The 14,701-nt window shown below is 59.9% G+C and carries 13 protein-coding genes and 5 pseudogenes; 12 read left to right on the forward strand and 6 right to left on the reverse strand.

All coding sequences use genetic code 11. The features are described from left to right. The first annotated feature begins 128 nt into the window (after window positions 1-128). The gene (locus ASC97_RS09085; protein ID WP_057468096.1) at window positions 129-1,676 is read left to right on the forward strand and encodes an aldehyde dehydrogenase (NADP(+)); all 1,548 of its coding nucleotides are present in this window, start codon (window positions 129-131) and stop codon (window positions 1,674-1,676) included. A gap of 53 nt (window positions 1,677-1,729) precedes the next feature. On the opposite strand, the pseudogene ASC97_RS09090 reads toward ASC97_RS09085, so the two are convergent. Beyond that, window positions 1,730-2,074: pseudogene (locus ASC97_RS09090) on the reverse strand (NADPH-dependent FMN reductase); the annotation flags it as partial. A 594-nt stretch (window positions 2,075-2,668) separates the two neighbouring features. On the opposite strand from ASC97_RS09090, the gene ASC97_RS09095 reads away from it, so the two are divergent. The 4 genes and pseudogenes from ASC97_RS09095 to ASC97_RS32730 form a co-directional block, all read left to right on the forward strand. After that, a complete protein-coding gene (locus ASC97_RS09095) occupies window positions 2,669-3,553 on the forward strand; it encodes an N-acyl homoserine lactonase family protein (RefSeq protein WP_244481425.1) in 885 nt (294 codons plus the stop codon). 315 nt (window positions 3,554-3,868) lie between these two features. Beyond that, window positions 3,869-4,702 (forward strand): enoyl-CoA hydratase/isomerase family protein, encoded by an 834-nt coding sequence (locus tag ASC97_RS09100; RefSeq protein ID WP_057468036.1) that lies wholly within the window; start codon window positions 3,869-3,871, stop codon window positions 4,700-4,702. 302 nt (window positions 4,703-5,004) lie between these two features. Continuing rightward, a complete protein-coding gene (locus ASC97_RS09105; protein WP_082529929.1) occupies window positions 5,005-5,553 on the forward strand; it encodes a GlcG/HbpS family heme-binding protein in 549 nt (182 codons plus the stop codon). Between the two features lie 63 nt (window positions 5,554-5,616). Continuing rightward, window positions 5,617-5,964: pseudogene (locus tag ASC97_RS32730) on the forward strand (peptide-methionine (S)-S-oxide reductase); the annotation flags it as partial. On the opposite strand, the gene ASC97_RS35140 reads toward ASC97_RS32730, so the two are convergent. Beyond that, on the reverse strand, window positions 5,961-6,353 hold the full coding sequence (locus tag ASC97_RS35140) for a tautomerase family protein (RefSeq protein WP_244481426.1): 393 nt from the start codon (window positions 6,351-6,353) through the stop codon (window positions 5,961-5,963). The pseudogene ASC97_RS32730 and the gene ASC97_RS35140 overlap by 4 nt on opposite strands. Here ASC97_RS35140 and ASC97_RS09110 point away from each other — a divergent pair. Then, window positions 6,289-6,846: a VOC family protein gene (locus ASC97_RS09110; protein WP_082529931.1), complete on the forward strand. Its 558-nt coding sequence runs from the start codon at window positions 6,289-6,291 to the stop codon at window positions 6,844-6,846. The two genes, ASC97_RS35140 and ASC97_RS09110, sit on opposite strands and share 65 nt — an antisense overlap. A 35-nt stretch (window positions 6,847-6,881) precedes the next feature. On the opposite strand, the gene ASC97_RS09115 is transcribed toward ASC97_RS09110, so the two are convergent. Next, complete coding sequence (locus ASC97_RS09115) at window positions 6,882-7,241, reverse strand: hypothetical protein (protein WP_156390330.1); 360 nt, start codon at window positions 7,239-7,241, stop codon at window positions 6,882-6,884. 381 nt (window positions 7,242-7,622) lie between these two features. On the opposite strand from ASC97_RS09115, the gene ASC97_RS09120 reads away from it, so the two are divergent. The 3 genes from ASC97_RS09120 to ASC97_RS35905 all read left to right on the forward strand — a co-directional run bounded on the left by ASC97_RS09120 (window position 7,623) and on the right by ASC97_RS35905 (window position 8,963). Next, complete coding sequence (locus tag ASC97_RS09120) at window positions 7,623-8,273, forward strand: response regulator transcription factor (protein WP_057468098.1); 651 nt, start codon at window positions 7,623-7,625, stop codon at window positions 8,271-8,273. Next, window positions 8,257-8,673 (forward strand): response regulator transcription factor, encoded by a 417-nt coding sequence (locus ASC97_RS09125; RefSeq protein WP_057468038.1) that lies wholly within the window; start codon window positions 8,257-8,259, stop codon window positions 8,671-8,673. The genes ASC97_RS09120 and ASC97_RS09125 overlap by 17 nt, the downstream gene beginning before the upstream one ends. Before the next feature lie 161 nt (window positions 8,674-8,834). Beyond that, complete coding sequence (locus tag ASC97_RS35905) at window positions 8,835-8,963, forward strand: hypothetical protein (protein ID WP_274534146.1); 129 nt, start codon at window positions 8,835-8,837, stop codon at window positions 8,961-8,963. Window position 8,964: 1 nt separating this feature from the next. Here ASC97_RS35905 and ASC97_RS09130 read toward each other — a convergent pair whose 3' ends face one another. Together ASC97_RS09130 and ASC97_RS09135 are read right to left on the reverse strand one after the other, a co-directional pair. Beyond that, window positions 8,965-11,247 (reverse strand): PAS domain-containing sensor histidine kinase, encoded by a 2,283-nt coding sequence (locus ASC97_RS09130; protein WP_057468039.1) that lies wholly within the window; start codon window positions 11,245-11,247, stop codon window positions 8,965-8,967. Between the two features lie 260 nt (window positions 11,248-11,507). Then, complete coding sequence (locus ASC97_RS09135) at window positions 11,508-11,750, reverse strand: hypothetical protein (RefSeq protein WP_244481427.1); 243 nt, start codon at window positions 11,748-11,750, stop codon at window positions 11,508-11,510. A gap of 351 nt (window positions 11,751-12,101) precedes the next feature. On the opposite strand from ASC97_RS09135, the pseudogene ASC97_RS35145 reads away from it, so the two are divergent. Next, window positions 12,102-12,589, forward strand: a pseudogene (locus tag ASC97_RS35145) (LLM class flavin-dependent oxidoreductase); the annotation flags it as partial. Between the two features lie 147 nt (window positions 12,590-12,736). On the opposite strand, the pseudogene ASC97_RS09140 reads toward ASC97_RS35145, so the two are convergent. Then, window positions 12,737-13,193, reverse strand: a pseudogene (locus tag ASC97_RS09140) (YybH family protein). Between the two features lie 334 nt (window positions 13,194-13,527). Here ASC97_RS09140 and ASC97_RS09145 point away from each other — a divergent pair. Then, entirely contained in the window at window positions 13,528-14,193 is a 666-nt protein-coding gene (locus tag ASC97_RS09145) for a response regulator transcription factor (RefSeq protein ID WP_057468040.1), read from the forward strand. Between the two features lie 111 nt (window positions 14,194-14,304). After that, a pseudogene (locus ASC97_RS09155) lies at window positions 14,305-14,613 on the forward strand (isochorismatase family protein); the annotation flags it as partial. Window positions 14,614-14,701: the final 88 nt, after the last annotated feature.

Genomic DNA, 14,701 nt, shown 5'->3' on the forward strand with positions numbered 1-14,701 from the left:
GCATTTCCAGGCTTGGCATGCCTCGCGCCGACGCCTATCTGAGGTCGAAAGCCAACCGGCAACGGTTCGCGTCGAGCCTCCAAGTAAGTGGAGGACGGTATCGGCTCTTCGTTTCGAAAGGATCCATGATGACACTCTCCGGCGACCTCCTTATCGGTGGCACGAACGTGCGCGGCTCGGCCGCAACATTCTCCGCGATCAATCCCGCCAACGGCAGCCCCATGGAACCAAGTTTCGCGGGCGCCACCAAGGAGCAGGTCGAGCAAGCCGCGTCTTTGGCCTGGGCCGCCTTCCCGGTCTACAAGGAAACATCGCTCGAGGATCGGGCGCTCTTCCTGGAAGCGATCGCGGAAGGAATTCTGGCCATCGGGGACGAACTCGTCCTGCGAGCGATCGACGAGACGGGACTGCCGCGCGGCCGCATCGAAGGAGAGCGTGCCCGAACGGTCGGACAGCTCCGGCTCTTCGCGAAGGAAGTCCGCGACGGCGCTTTCCAGGAATTGCGTTTCGATCCCGCAGACGCCGACCGCAAGCCGATGGCGAAGCCTGACCTTCGGCTTCGCAACATCGCTCTCGGACCGGTCGCGGTGTTTGGGGCATCGAACTTCCCCCTAGCTTTTTCTGTCGCTGGTGGCGACACTGCCTCGGCCCTCGCCGCCGGCTGTCCGGTGATCGTCAAGGCGCACTCCGCCCATCCCGGAACCTCCGCGATCGTTGGCAAGGCCGTCGTCGACGCCGTCGCGGCATGCGGGCTCCCGTCGGGGACTTTTGCGCTTTTGTTCGACGCAGGATTCGAGGTCGGCCAGACCCTGGTCGCCGACCACAGGGTTCGCGCAGTTGGTTTCACAGGCTCGCGCCGGGGCGGCACCGCGTTGATGAAGATCGCGTCGGAGCGGAAGCAGCCGATACCCGTCTACGCCGAAATGAGCAGCATCAATCCCGTCATCCTCTATCCAAATGCATTGCTGGTCCGGGGCGCGGAGATCGGGAAATCGTTCGCGGCCTCACTGACCCTCGGGGCCGGTCAATTCTGCACCAATCCTGGTCTGATCATCGCAATTGACGGTGCGGGCCTCGACGCCTTCATCGAGAGTGCGGCGGCAGCGCTGGGGGAAGCGCCGGCTCAGACCATGCTGACAGGCGGTATCTGCGAGGCGTATCGAAAGGGCGTGGCAAGGCTGTCGGCGGTATCATCGGTCTCGCAAATCGCTTCGGGGAAGAACGGAACTGCACATCAGGCCTCGGCTGCGCTTTTTCAGACGACGGCTGCTGCCTTTCTCGCCAATCCAGAGCTTCAGGAAGAAGTCTTCGGTGCGGCGGGACTGATCGTTCGCTGCCGTGACGACGACGAGTTGCGTAAGGTCGTCGAATCCTTGGAAGGTCAGTTGACCATCGCGCTACACGTAGATGCCGAGGACCTCACCGCCGCCTCCCAGATGGTCCCGCAGTTGGAACTTCTCGCCGGACGGCTCCTCGTTAACGGCTTCGGGACGGGCGTCGAGGTCTCCCCGGCGATGGTCCATGGCGGACCTTATCCGGCGACGTCGGACGGAAGATCGACGTCGGTAGGCACGTTGGCGATCTACCGTTTCCTGCGCCCGGTGTCCTACCAGGACTTCCCGGCAGACCTGCTTCCAACCCCGCTCAAGGATTTTTATGTCGCCCGTCGCGTGTAGACGATAAAACTGGAGCGGGGCGGCTAACGCCCCCGCTCCTTGTCTTGCAGAGGTTAGACCTCTGAAGCCTTCGCAGCAATCGTGGCCTTCGCCCACCAGACCAGCGCGTCCAGCGCAGTCTTCGCCGACGGCAGCAGGTTGGCTTCGATCTCTTCGATCGGCTTGTTGCCGCCCATCGAGAACATGGCGAAGAAGTCGCTGCCGCCGATATGAACGGCCGCATGCGTGGAAACCATCTGCAGCTCGACGCCGATTCCGCGCAGATGCTCGAGTGCGCGAGACCCGCCCGCGGTGCCATAGGCGATCGCGGTGAACGGCTTGCGGGCCCATTCTACGTATGACTGGTCGAGGGCGTTCTTCAGCACGCCGGTGATCGAGCGATTGTATTCCGGGACGACGCAATCCAAATTCGTTGCTGTAACCTCAAATCCCGGAGGCCATTTTGGCAAGGGGAGCGCTCAGGTTTCAGCCGCATACTCGCCCCAACAAGCCTCTGAGAGCTTTTCGTGGTACCTTGGGAAGACACGCGCCGCCTGGTCCTCGCGCGGGACGGCCTGGATCGGAATGCTTCGACGAAGCCGAGAAGACTGGCGACGGATTTCGGCGGCTCCGATAATAGACGTGATACCCTTGGAAGATCGGGCACCACTCCCGAAGCAAACGGCTTAGCTCTCCATAGTTCATAGTTCGGCATGCCCCAGGACGAGGCCAGTCGGGTACGCCAGCCCGATCCCATCCAGTGCGGCGTCAACTGTCAGCCCGGTAATTGGGAGGGGCTCGGGTCGGACTCTTGCCAAATGTTTCGAAAAATGCACAGCCCGACGGTCACCCATTCGGTACCTAAGTGCGATTAACTGTCTCCCGAGGTTTAGCTAACGTCCCTCCGTCACCTCGGACCCCGTGAACCTTCCCACGGCATCTCGAATATTCCGACCGCCGCGTTTGCGCCGGGCGGCCACAACACCTCTATGCTGCCAGATCGGAGACAGATAATGAAACCGCGTTTTACAATCACCCAAGTCATTTGGCTCGCGCTGTTCGCAACAGCACACGCCCCGCAATTGTCAGCGACGGAAGAAAAAAATCCCGGCGCAACGATCGATCGGCTTTATCGAGTCGACTGCGGCCATTCCCTGGCGAACGACGAGTCTGTATGGACGCCCGGCGAGAATAAGGGCAAGTCCATCGAATTCTCCTCGACATGCTATCTCATCCAGCATGGGAGCGAGTACATCATGTGGGATACTGGGGTACCCGAGACAGCGATCGGCGATCCGAAGGGCTGGTCGACACTTCCCAGTCTGATCGTCTATCATCTCGACAGGACGATCTCCTCGCAGCTTGCTCAAATCGGACTAAAGCCGTCCGATATCGACTACGTCCTCGTGTCGCATACGCACGGTGATCATATCGGAAACGTCGGTCTTTTTCCGGACGCGACAGTCGTGATGCAGCAGGCGGAGTACGAATGGATCAATTCGCCCCCACCTTCAGATCCGAACCTCAACACTCTGGTTCAACTCGCTCGGAAGCTCCTCGGACATCCTCGCCGTCTCGAGCTTGTTACCGGAGACGTCGATCTGTTTCGCGACGGCAGCGTGAGATTGCTGTCCACCCCGGGGCATACCCCAGGCAGCCAGTCGCTGATGGTCCATCTGGGCAAGACTGGCTACGTCATCCTGTCCGGGGATGTAGCCCATCTAGAGGACAACTTCGAGAGAGACATCGTCCCCGCGCTGAATGTCGATAAGCCCGAATCCATCTCCTCCATGGACCGCATCAAGCAAATCATGACCGAATACGATGCGCAGCTATTTATCAACCACGACAAGCACCAAGCAGACGAACTCAAGCTTCTGCCCGATTTCTACCATTGAGACAGAATTGAGAATTTGACCTGGCGGCGCGAACGCTTCTCCGGGCGTCCCTCGGCGAGCGACAGGCGAAGAAGAAGCTACCGTTGCCCTGCCAGTGCGTTCGTTTCGGGGTTGCTGAGATAGCACTCCCCGGCCCATCCACCTCCGCCGGTGCGCGCGGTTACTTCGCGTCCGCGTAGGACCGTCTCCAATTCGCCCGGAGACGGCCCTTTTGCTTCGGATGCCATGCCTGGTGGGCGCAATACCTTCGTGCAATAGGATTAGCCTCTCGCCCGCGATTAGATACCCGCCCAGCAGAGCCGCGAGGTAGTCTAAATGCGAACCCAGATCGAATTGAACATGCCAGCACCAGGTTTCTGGCAGGCAACATTCAGCAATCCTCCCATAAACCTTGTCGACCCCACCACGATCGTGGAACTCTCACAACTGATCGAGAAGCTTGAAAGCGAGCCCGATGTCAAAGTAATCGTGTTCCAAAGCTCGGATCCGGATTTTTTTCTTGCCCACTATGACGTTCTCGTCGACAAAGCTCGAACAGCAGCGATGGTCCGAGGGCCTACAGGCATGCATCCCTGGCTCGACGTGCTTGTGCGGCTATCTCGCGCTCCCGTCGTTTCAATTGCATCTATTCGTGGCCGCGCCCGGGGCGCAGGCAGCGAGTTCGCTCTGTCCTGCGATATCCGCTTCGCTAGCGCCGAGAAGGCGGTTCTCGGTCAATTCGAGGTCGGCGTTGGCGCGGTGCCGGGCGGCAACCCAATGGCAAGGCTTGCAGGCCTTATGGGACGCGGCCGCGCGATCGAAGTCGTGCTCGGCGCCGATGACTTTCCAGGCGCCTTGGCGGAACGGTATGGATACGTAAATCGAGCAATTCCGGATGCGGACCTCGACGCCTTCGTCGACGGCTTTGCCAGACGGATCGCGGGATTCGACAAAGAGGCGATCGCAGACGCAAAACGATTCATCGACGAAACTTCCCTTCCCGATGACGATCTCTTCCCGCCCGCGCTCGATCAGTTCTTCATCTCCACCAAACGTCCGGCAACGAGGGCGCGAATGGCGAAGCTTTTGGAAGCGGGGCTGCAGAAACGTTCAGACATGGAGCTAAATCTTGGCCAACGTCTCGCCTCCGACGGGGTCGGCGAACCGTAGTAACGCTTCATAGGTCAGAGAGCAGAGGTCAACGCACCCAGCAAACCTGCTCCTCGCGCAACCACAACAGGGCACTGCATGTCAGCGAAGAGGATGCGCTCGTGGCTCGTTGCGTCGTGCAAGAACCGATCGATCCCTCCAGAGTTTTTCGAAATCGCGCCTGGACGTTCTCGATCCACTTACCGCCTCCGCGGCACAGCATACCTTGGTGTCTGCGATACCAAGGTTCAGTAGCGGTCCGGTCGCTTCGGCCGCAAGCTTCACCCATTCAACTCGACTTAACCTGACTAAGGAACCGTAGAATGGACCTGCTTGCTCTGGCAAAGGATATCGCCGAACGCGTGGAGGCGGAATCGTTCACTACTAAGGTGCCGGTAACCGTCACCGTCATCGACGTTCATGGGAATTCGGTACTACAGCACAGGATGAATGGCGCACTAGCCTTCTCGATGCTGATCTCCCACCGCAAGGCCTACACCGCCGCGCTCACACAGCGACGAACAGCCGACCTGTTCGATCTCGTGCAGCCTGGAAAAGAGCTCTTCCATTTGATGTCGCAAGACAGCTTCTGCGCCATGGGAGGAGGCGCGCCTCTTGTTCACGAGGGCGTGTTCGTCGGCGGCGTCGGAATAAGCGGCGGGACCGTCGCTCAGGACGTCAGCATCCTCGAGGCTGCACTTCAGCGAGATCCCTCTGAGGCACCTGCCAACCACTCTGCCCCGCAGCAGGGTAAAGACGATTCAGATGCTCGCCAGCCGTTCCACAGCTCGTCCAAGCTCGTGCGATCAACAAGCGCAACGCAGGAAGCCTCGCGTGTCTCGAAACGAAGGGCGCGATCTTCAGAAACCTGAATTCGCCGTTCGGCGTGATCGACAACGAACCAAAAATAGGCCGCGGGCGCGGCCAATTTTCGCGAGATCGAAGGAGTCCTCGATACGCGCGTTGGGCACGCAACGGGAACAGACGGCTCGACGCATCCCGGTCGCATAGAGGTCGTTCAGGTCGATTTCGATCCATCCCTCGTCAGCTACGCCAAGCTGATCGATCTGTTCTGGTTGGGCCACGATCCGCTGTCCTTCGACCGGCAGGGTGACGAGACCGGCGAAGGCGTGAGATCGGCCATCTTTTTTCACACACCAGAACAGGAAGAGGCGGCCAAAAACCTAAGGGCGACTTTCAATTCGACGTCCCCCTCCCCGGCCACCACCCAAATCATTCCATATGACGGCCTCGAGCTGGCTGACGGAAAACATCAGCGCTAGGTCGAAAAGAATGCACTACCTCGCCAAACCACGGAGCAATGCAATGAGACCATCACGTCGGATGGCAGCACGTCGCAACGAGCCTGAAGTGCGCGGGTGAGGTTTGAATAAAAAGTCACCTTCGCATCGCGAGATCTCGGACGGCTGGTGATCTGGCTGCCGAAACTATCGTGGCTCTCCAAGGATCCCGCGTGCAGGTGAGGAAGGACGTGGCCAATACCAAGGTGTCGGGCATACCTTCGGACAATATCAGTCTCGAACCCAACCTCGGTAGGCTCAGGTCGCCGCCCAGAGTTCCCGAGGCGGGTAACAATAGGAGCTGAAATGACCGACGCCACGCTGCAATCGAACCCTCCGGCCAGAACATCAGACACATGCCCGACCAGCATGAACCTCGAACTCGTCGTGATCCCGGTGTCCGACGTGGATCGTGCCAGAAAGTTCTATGAAAGCTTGGGCTGGCGGCTGGACATTGACCACGCCACGGGCGACGACTATCGCATCGTCCAGTTTACCCCGGCTGGCTCGGGAGGCTCGGTGATGTTCGGGCAGAACATCTCCACCGCGTCGCCCGGCTCCGCCCAGGGCATGCATCTCGTCGTGTCCGACGTCCTTGCCGCGCGCGACGACCTCGTACGACGCGGCGTGAAAGTCAGCGACCCGTTCCATGACGTGGGCGGAATATTCCATCATTCCAACGGCAAGGGAATTGCCAAGGGACCGAATCCCGAAAGGAAGAGCTACGCCTCGTATGTCACGTTCGAGGACCCCGATGGCAACGGATGGACGTTGCAGGAAGTGACAGCACGTCTACCTGGAGCGCCCACCGACACGAGCTTCACGACGCAGCTTCACGAGGCCGTCTGGGGATCAGCCACGTGAATGGCCGCGCTCCCGCTCGCGTGTCTTGCCACCACCTATCCGGCAGATCGCGAAACCAGTTTGACAAGCCGGTACACCGCTTCTCCGGTGACCGGCTTGACTGAACGTGGTTCGTCCTCTCCATTGCGTTTCCAGACGACCGGCGCGGTGATGGTACGATTGGGGCGACCACCGGCTAATTCGGTGAGGCCATGATACTTGCCGCAATGACGATGCACCGCGTTTTCGGCCGAACCCTCTATCACAAAGCCCCAGCCGGATAAATTCTGGGGAATGGTGGCCTCCATGTAGGTCGGCGCTGCTCGATCAAGTGGCGCCGGCTGGTCTGGGTCCGGCTGTTCAGGATGCCCCAGACAGGCTGCTGTATTGGGAGATTCGGGCGTCCGACGCGTCATGGTGACGGTCTTCGCCGCAATCAGGTGCGCCCAGAAGTAGGCGCGATGCCAGACGGCCTCGTTCTCCGAGCCGATCTTCGAGGCAGGCCCTACAATTCGCCAATGGCGCCCCTATGAGTGTTCGTGGAGCGCCCAGCATGTTTCCTTGGCCATTACCGCAAGAATTCCTCTCGCAATCGTAATTTCAACGCAGTCAATGTGCTGAGACGGCCGAAGGCCAAGAGGCGGACTGGCACGCCCGCGTAGAGCCCCGACACCTTTGTATACTCGACCTCCAGCACTTTTCAGCGCAAGGTCCCTGTCACTGGCTTCTCGACGTCCGCCGAGGGAGATATCAGGATGCTTGCGCTTGTTTCTAATTTTGATGCTAGATCACTCTTCATGTCGCCCACCACGCCAACCGTGTTCATTGTCGATGACGACCCTTCCGTGCGAGAGTCACTGGAAGCGCTCGTGGAATACGCCGGCTGGCGCTGCGAGACGTTCGCGACGGCCCGCGATTTTCTATCGGCGCCCCCGGCCCCAGGGCCGAGCTGCCTGCTTCTCGACGTCGGCCTTCCCGATCTGAACGGGCTTGAGCTGCAGGAAAGGATCGGGAGCGACCGATCCGACATGCCAATCATCTTCATCACGGGCAACGGCGACATACCGGTCACGGTGAAGGCAATGAAGGCAGGCGCTGTCGAGTTTCTGGTAAAGCCATTGAGTCAGGAAGCCCTCCTGATCGCGATGCGAAGCGCCTTCGCCCGCAGTACGGCGCAACGCGACCTTGATGCGGCTGACGCCGTCCTTCGGGCTCGATACGCGTCGCTTACCAGCCGGGAGCGGGAAGTCATGGAGTTGGTCACGGCTGGCATGCTGAACAAGCAGGTAGGTGGCGAGCTCGGCATTACCGAGATCACTGTGAAGGCCCACCGTGGACGCGTGATGCAGAAGATGCAGGCGCGATCGCTGGCCGATCTCGTGAAAATGACCTGGGCCCTCAACCTTGCGCCTTTGGAGCGACAGGGCGACCATGAACAAGAAGACTAGTGTGAAAAGGAAAGGGGCTGAGAAGAGGCCCGAAGTTGTGATCTCCATCATCGACGACGACGAGTCCGTACGGGAGGGATTAGCTGGCCTCATGCAATTTCTGGAGTTCGATGTGGCAATCTTTGCTTCCGCAGCAGAATTCCTGGCATCGACGGTGCTCGACAAATGCGCCTGCATCGTGTCGGACGTGCAGATGCCGCAGATGACGGGCTTCGAGCTGCACGGTCATCTTCTCGCGATTGGCCGCGACATCCCCACGATTCTTATCACGGCCTATCCGAACGACGACGCGAAAGCTCGCGCATTGTCCTCTGGCATCGTCTGCTATCTCCGCAAGCCGTTCGACACAAAAGTACTCATCGAGTGCATCCGATCCGCTATCGCACCGGAAACGGCGTGACGGTCCATGTTGCCCAATCGGCCCGGTCGGAGCGGAGGGACATAGTCGCAGCACTTGTCTCGATCGGAGGGCACGCCGGCAGAAACTGCTGCTCTCTTGGAAAATTGAAGGAAGGCAGCCAATGGAGTCAAGGGTGGCCTGAGGTGCCGGGGCAAGCGTGAATGGCTGACGCACTCCCCAAGGTGCTGCCGTTCAGTTCACTGTCGCCATCGATGGCGGACGATCCGCATCGCGCGATAAAGGCCAAGGAGCGCCAGAGATTTCGGTCCGACCAGCGGAGTACCGCCTAGTCTAATGCAATTCGGCATCGGACGAGCCGCCGGCTGGGATCGAAAACGCAAAGGTCGCTCCATGCGCGTTGTTCGGCTCCGCCCACAATCGTCCATTGTGACTCTCGACGATTGCACGACTGACAGATAGACCCACGCCCATGCCGTTCGCCTTCGTGGTAAAGAAAGGGCTGAACAGCTTCTCGGAAATACCTGGATCGAAACCCACGCCAGCGTCCTTGACGGCCAGGCGGACGTGATCGGGTTCCTCCCGCATGGTGGAGATTTCCAGATCCTTCGAACGACCTACGACCCCGTTCATGGCTTCGGTGCTGTTTTTGATGAAGTTGAAGATGACTTGCTGCAACTGGATGCGGTCGCCTCTGATCGCCGGCAGATCTGCCGCGAGACGTGTTCGCAGGCTGACGCCATTCTTGCGCAGGTCGCCGTGCGCGAACCCGATGACTTCCTGAGCGATGGCGTTCAGGTCCACCACCTCCACTACGGGATCCTTTTTGCTGTACATCGCGCGAAGTCGCTCGGTGACGTCCGAAGCTCGGTTCGCATCTCTGAGCGTCCGCCTGACCGTCTCCTGCGCGGCCTCAATGTTCGGCGGTTCCGCACTCAACATCTCCATGCCCGCGCTGGCGTTGGCCACGATCCCGAAAAGTGGCTGGGCGAGTTCGTGGGCGATAGCAGCCGTGAGCTGGCCCATGCCCATAACGCGCGTCATGTGGGAGAGCTCCGTCTGCGCCTCGCGCAGTTCGTCCTGGGCGAGCTTCCAATCGTGTATGTCGACGTTGATCCCGAACCACTTCACATCACCGGACTCATCGACAAGAGGATTGCCGCGGCACAGAAACCAACGGTATTCGCCGTCGAAGCGGCGCAATCTTGCCTCGACCTCTCCGGCCTCCACTCGTTCCGCCATGACACGCCACGCCTCCATCATGTCAGGGAGATCCTCGGGATGGACAGCCGTCGCCCATCCCCAGTTCCGAGCTTCTTCCATGGACAGACCAAGGTAGGTGCGGAAATGGCTATTGGCGAAGTCACCTCCTCCGTCGGAGAGGGCTGACCAGACCATGCCTGGTATCGTGTCGATGATGAGCTGCAGCCTGTTCTCGCTGGCGGCCATGTCCTCCTGCGCCGTTTTACGATCATGGATGTCGATGAGACTGCCGTACCACATCAGAATCGCGCCATTTTCGTCGCGCATCGGCAACGCCCTTACGTCGGCCCATCGATAGTCTTTGCTGGCGGGAGGCCTATACAGAACCTCCACCTGATAAGGCTCACCTGTGGCGATCGAGTGCCGCCACGTTCCAATGACCGCCTCAACCTGATCCGGATGGAGCCCATCGGCCCACCAGGTTCCTTCCGTGAGATCTTCCGTTTCCACCCCCATGAATGTCAGACCTCTTTTGTTAAGATATCCGATTATTCCGTCAGGGGTGGCGCTCCATAGCGCCTGCGGGATTGTTTCGGTGAGTTGCCGAAGGTGGAACTCGCTCGCTCCCAGAGCATCCGCGGCGCGCTTCCGTTCGTCGATATCAATGTTCAGCCCGTACCACCGCACCAACGCGCCCGATCTGTCGAGCAATGGGTTGGTGCGAAAAAGGAACCAGCGATATTGGCCGTCCGAGCGACGCATCCTCGCCTCAGCCTCGCCTCCCCGACGCTCGGACAACATCCGAAGCCATGCAGCAGTCAGGCCATCGATGTCGTCTGGATGCACCGTCACCGTCCATCCGACGCCGCGAAGCTGGTCGGTGCTCATCCCAACGTAGCTCAGATAGTGGTCGTTGAAGTATTCGGCGGAACCGTCAGGAGCCGCCGACCACGCGAGGCCCGGGAGAGAGTTCACCACTTCGGCAAGATCGGCCGTGTTCACAGACTGAGAGGCGTCGCTCTGGTCGATTGCCGCCCGCCCGTACTCCAGCCCGATCATCGCCTGCAGCACGGCTTGGGACAGTACCTTACGCTCGTCGTCAATCGGAAAATCCCGTCGAGTGGATCCGACGAACAATGTTCGAGAGATTTCCCCCTCGTCGATAGAGGCCGTGTGAAGTGCTATCGTCGTGCCGGCGATCGTCACGGTATCCACGAACTCGCCCGTATCTGTGGAACGCAGACGTCTGATACCGGCCTTCACGTCATCCGCCGAAAACTCCTGCGAAGTCCGCACCATCTCGATGGCCTGGTTGGGAGTTCCTTCGTTGAAAAGGATGCCAGCGAAATCAACCTTCAACCCACCAAGAAGCGCGTCGAGCAATGTCTTGAGAACCAGGATTTCGTAACTCATGTCCGATGCAATCCCCGACTCGGTGCTCTGCGCAGCCGCCTAATATTTCGCTAAACCTACAGTCCAAATGCTTGTAAATCCATAGCATTCCTATGGTTGGGGCGGCCGCGTAGAAAGCACCTTCAGGTAGGTCAGGACCACAGGTTGCGTGGCGAGAGCGCTTCACCTCTACCGGCGGATGGAGAGGCTCGCATCCGCCTATGGATTTCAGCCCCTATCCCATACCGCAAATACTCGCGGCGACGGATACAAACCGTTGATCAGTTGTCGAGCCAGCGATAGTCCGCGATCGACGCCTTTCCGGACTTCTTGTCGTAGAGGCGAATTAGGTCCAATTTCACCTTGGAGCCGGCCGGACTGTCCCCTAAACAGCAGGGCGATCTCCCTGTCGCATCGTCGAAAGCCGCCGGAGGGGACGCTTCCGGTGTCTTCAGCCACGACTTGCCTATGCAGGTTCCGTTCGCCTTGCCACCACGCACCATCGCTCGATGCGGACGCATCATAGCAGAGGCAGACCGAAACGGCGGCTGCGAGAGCCATCCGTTTCATCATCAATAATCACTTTTACATGGAGCAGCTTCCCTGCTGCGGGCGGTGCTCGTTATCCGAGAGCAAGACCAAACCATGACGGGACGATACCAAAGTCCACTTACGCCGGGGCGGCGTCGGGTCTAGCGTCTACACGTCGCCTTTGTCTCCCACAGGGCGACATGCTGCAAGCAGCGAGGCGTTCCTGCGCCCCCCTCAGCCGGAGCGCGCGGATCGAGCCAAGATCCGCCTTAGGCCGTCTCCTTCCGCTAGGAGACGGCCTCTTTCAAAACCGGAGACGCAGGCGTTGCACTGGCCTCGCCAGACAATCCTTCGTCCGCGCGGGGACCCTCGGCCTCCCGCTGAGGTGGCCATCATCGGAGGGAGCTTCGAGCGCTTTCTGCCCCTGGTCGAACTCTATCGTCGCGCATGGCTGGCAGCCGGGCATCCCGCTGAAAACCAGAGAGTAGGCGTCCACGCTCTCGGCTTTGTCGGGGAGACCGACGAAGCGGCAAGGAATGCATTCTTCCCTGGCTGGTTTCAAATGTTCACCGACGCCGGAAGGGGTGAGGCTGGCCGCCGCCGACCAAGACCCAGTTCGAGCACATGTGCGGGCCGGGTGGCGCGTTCCTCGTCGGCAGCCCACAGACTGTGGCCGCCAAGATATCTCATGTTAACAGAACGTTGCGAGGGATTGCTCGCATCACCTTTCAAATGAGCACCGCCGCCCTCGATGCAAAAGCGATTCGTCGTTCGATCGAGCTGCTGGGAACCGACGTGCGCGCCTTTGGTGCGGGGACAGCCGCGCGACTAGCTGGTGCGCGTCGCGGGGAGCGCCGACGTTTGCCGGCGCCCATTTCTTCAGCCGAAGATCATTTTCTGATAGGCAGCCAGCATCTGCGGATCCTCGACAGACCCATGGTNCCGCGGGGAGCGCCGACGTTTGCCGGCGCCCATTTCTTCAGCCGAAGATCATTTTCTGATAGGCAGCCAGCATCTGCGGATCCTCGACAGACCCATGGTGATGAAGCTGTCGCCAACCGCCTTCCTTGCGTACGAACCATCGGGTCGTCCGGAAGGCGACGTCGAGCGTCTCAGTAGCCGTCCTGCAGATTCCACGTTCACGGCCGACGAACAGATGCCAGTCTTCGCCGCCCTGGCTCGTGAAGTCGTGGAAAGTGACGTGGACCTTCGCGTGGCCCTCGAACAGCTTCGAGTAGCCTTCGGCAATCTGCCCCCAGCCGGGGCAGATCCCACCAATGGGGTTGTGCCCGGTTCCGAACCTGCTAGCCAGACAGCTTCCAGACCAGTTAGATCGCCGTGTTGAAGGCCTGGTAGAATGCGATCCAAGGACTCGAGGGGACTGCCGTCCCCCGTTTTGTCTCGTCGCCGTGCACTTCAGAAAGATGCCAGTTCATCGCTGTTGTCCTTGCAAGTTTGCGGAAGTTCAGCCTGATGTTCGTCACAAGAGCATATCATCCTCGACGGACGGGACATCCGATACTGATCCTGCCGAGTCCTGCAGCATGCTCAGACGCGACGACGGGTTCTATTCTACGACGGTGTCGTCGGCATGCTTTGCAGATGAGAACACGCGATACTATCGTCCAATGGAATTCCGCGCGCGATGCTGCAACGTCTCTGCGGCGGCGGGCGGTGCGCCACATTCGATGCCTTCCGCATTTGAACGTGATATATTGGGCCGAAAAGGGGAAGAACTTGGCGTTTTCTACGAAATCACACGTTTAAGAGATGTCGCCGATGACTGACACGATGCGACCATCCTTCGGCTCCTCCCCGCCGCCTGTCGTCTACGTGGTGGACGACGATTTATCCGTCAGGGAATCGCTCGAAATGCTGATCACTGCTGCGGGCTGGCGACCAGCGATCTTCGATACGGCCGATTCTTTTTTGAAGGCGCCTCCGGCCCCGACGCCGAGCTGCCTTCTGCTGGACGTAAACATGCCAGATTTGAATGGTCTCGATCTGCAGCGCATGGTCACGACGAGCGGCAACCGGATGCCGATCATCTTCATCTCAGGGTACCGGGACGTGCCGGCGACCGTCAGGGCCTTGAAGGCAGGGGCCATGGACTTCCTCACGAAGCCGATCAATTCGGCGGGGCTGCTCGCGGCGATCCGGTCGGCCCTTGCTCGCAGTGACGAACTCAGGCAGGAGGACGATGCTCAAGCGCGGTTGCAGCGGCTATACGACGCTCTGACCCCGAGGGAGCGCGAAATCATGGTGCGCATGACCAAGGGCCTCCTGAACAAACAGATCGCCTACGAGCTGGGGATCAGTGAAATAACGGTGAAGGCCCATCGCGGACGTCTCATGAAAAAGACGGGTGCCCGCTCCTTGCCTGAACTAATGACGATGGCAGCGCGCTTTCGTATCGACGGCGATCCGGACACATGACGTTCAGTTCTGCCGAACCCTACGTCCGAGTCTTCGGGCACTGCGTTCGACAGGAAAGAGCATCATCGCAACATAGATCGCGGCACCGACTACGGGCGCGACGCTGGCGACGGCGAGGTCGTCGCATCCGAGCATTGGTGCTCGAGCGGCTTTGCCACCACCGATCTCGATCTCGAGCTGAAGCGCCATGGCATCCAGCGTGTCATCGTGATCGGATTGGTGGCCCACACCTTGATCGAAGCAACCGTGCGATACGCCGCCGAACTTGGATACGACGTCACCGTCGTCAAGGACGCCGTCGCCGACTATTCGCCGGAAATGATGCACGCTGCCTTTGAGGTCAATCTGCCTAGCTATGCCTGCGCCATCGTCGACACCAAGGAGACGGTCGCAGCGATCTCCCTCGCCCACTCGGCATAAGGGCAACCGAACGGACGGGAACATCCGGAGCGCTCGTGCGCATGCCGGATGTCCGCGTCATCTCCAACGATCTGACAGCCTCAATTCG

The organism is Rhizobium sp. Root1203 (assembly GCF_001424945.1).
In the GTDB taxonomy this organism is placed as follows: domain Bacteria; phylum Pseudomonadota; class Alphaproteobacteria; order Rhizobiales; family Rhizobiaceae; genus Rhizobium.

Bases quoted from the DNA above. Each gene is read 5' to 3' on its own strand.
- ASC97_RS35905 (WP_274534146.1), top strand. From the start codon at position 8,835: ATGGCTGACGCACTCCCCAAGGTGCTGCCGTTCAGTTCACTGTCGCCA.
- ASC97_RS09130 (WP_057468039.1), bottom strand. From the start codon at position 11,247: ATGAGTTACGAAATCCTGGTTCTCAAGACATTGCTCGACGCGCTTCTT.
- ASC97_RS09105 (WP_082529929.1), top strand. From the start codon at position 5,005: ATGGACCTGCTTGCTCTGGCAAAGGATATCGCCGAACGCGTGGAGGCG.
- ASC97_RS09135 (WP_244481427.1), bottom strand. From the start codon at position 11,750: ATGATGCGTCCGCATCGAGCGATGGTGCGTGGTGGCAAGGCGAACGGA.
- ASC97_RS35140 (WP_244481426.1), bottom strand. From the start codon at position 6,353: ATGCTGGTCGGGCATGTGTCTGATGTTCTGGCCGGAGGGTTCGATTGC.
- ASC97_RS09145 (WP_057468040.1), top strand. From the start codon at position 13,528: ATGTCGCCGATGACTGACACGATGCGACCATCCTTCGGCTCCTCCCCG.
- ASC97_RS09110 (WP_082529931.1), top strand. From the start codon at position 6,289: ATGACCGACGCCACGCTGCAATCGAACCCTCCGGCCAGAACATCAGAC.
- ASC97_RS09115 (WP_156390330.1), bottom strand. From the start codon at position 7,241: ATGACGCGTCGGACGCCCGAATCTCCCAATACAGCAGCCTGTCTGGGG.
- ASC97_RS09085 (WP_057468096.1), top strand. From the start codon at position 129: ATGACACTCTCCGGCGACCTCCTTATCGGTGGCACGAACGTGCGCGGC.
- ASC97_RS09095 (WP_244481425.1), top strand. From the start codon at position 2,669: ATGAAACCGCGTTTTACAATCACCCAAGTCATTTGGCTCGCGCTGTTC.
- ASC97_RS09100 (WP_057468036.1), top strand. From the start codon at position 3,869: ATGCGAACCCAGATCGAATTGAACATGCCAGCACCAGGTTTCTGGCAG.
- ASC97_RS09125 (WP_057468038.1), top strand. From the start codon at position 8,257: ATGAACAAGAAGACTAGTGTGAAAAGGAAAGGGGCTGAGAAGAGGCCC.
- ASC97_RS09120 (WP_057468098.1), top strand. From the start codon at position 7,623: ATGTCGCCCACCACGCCAACCGTGTTCATTGTCGATGACGACCCTTCC.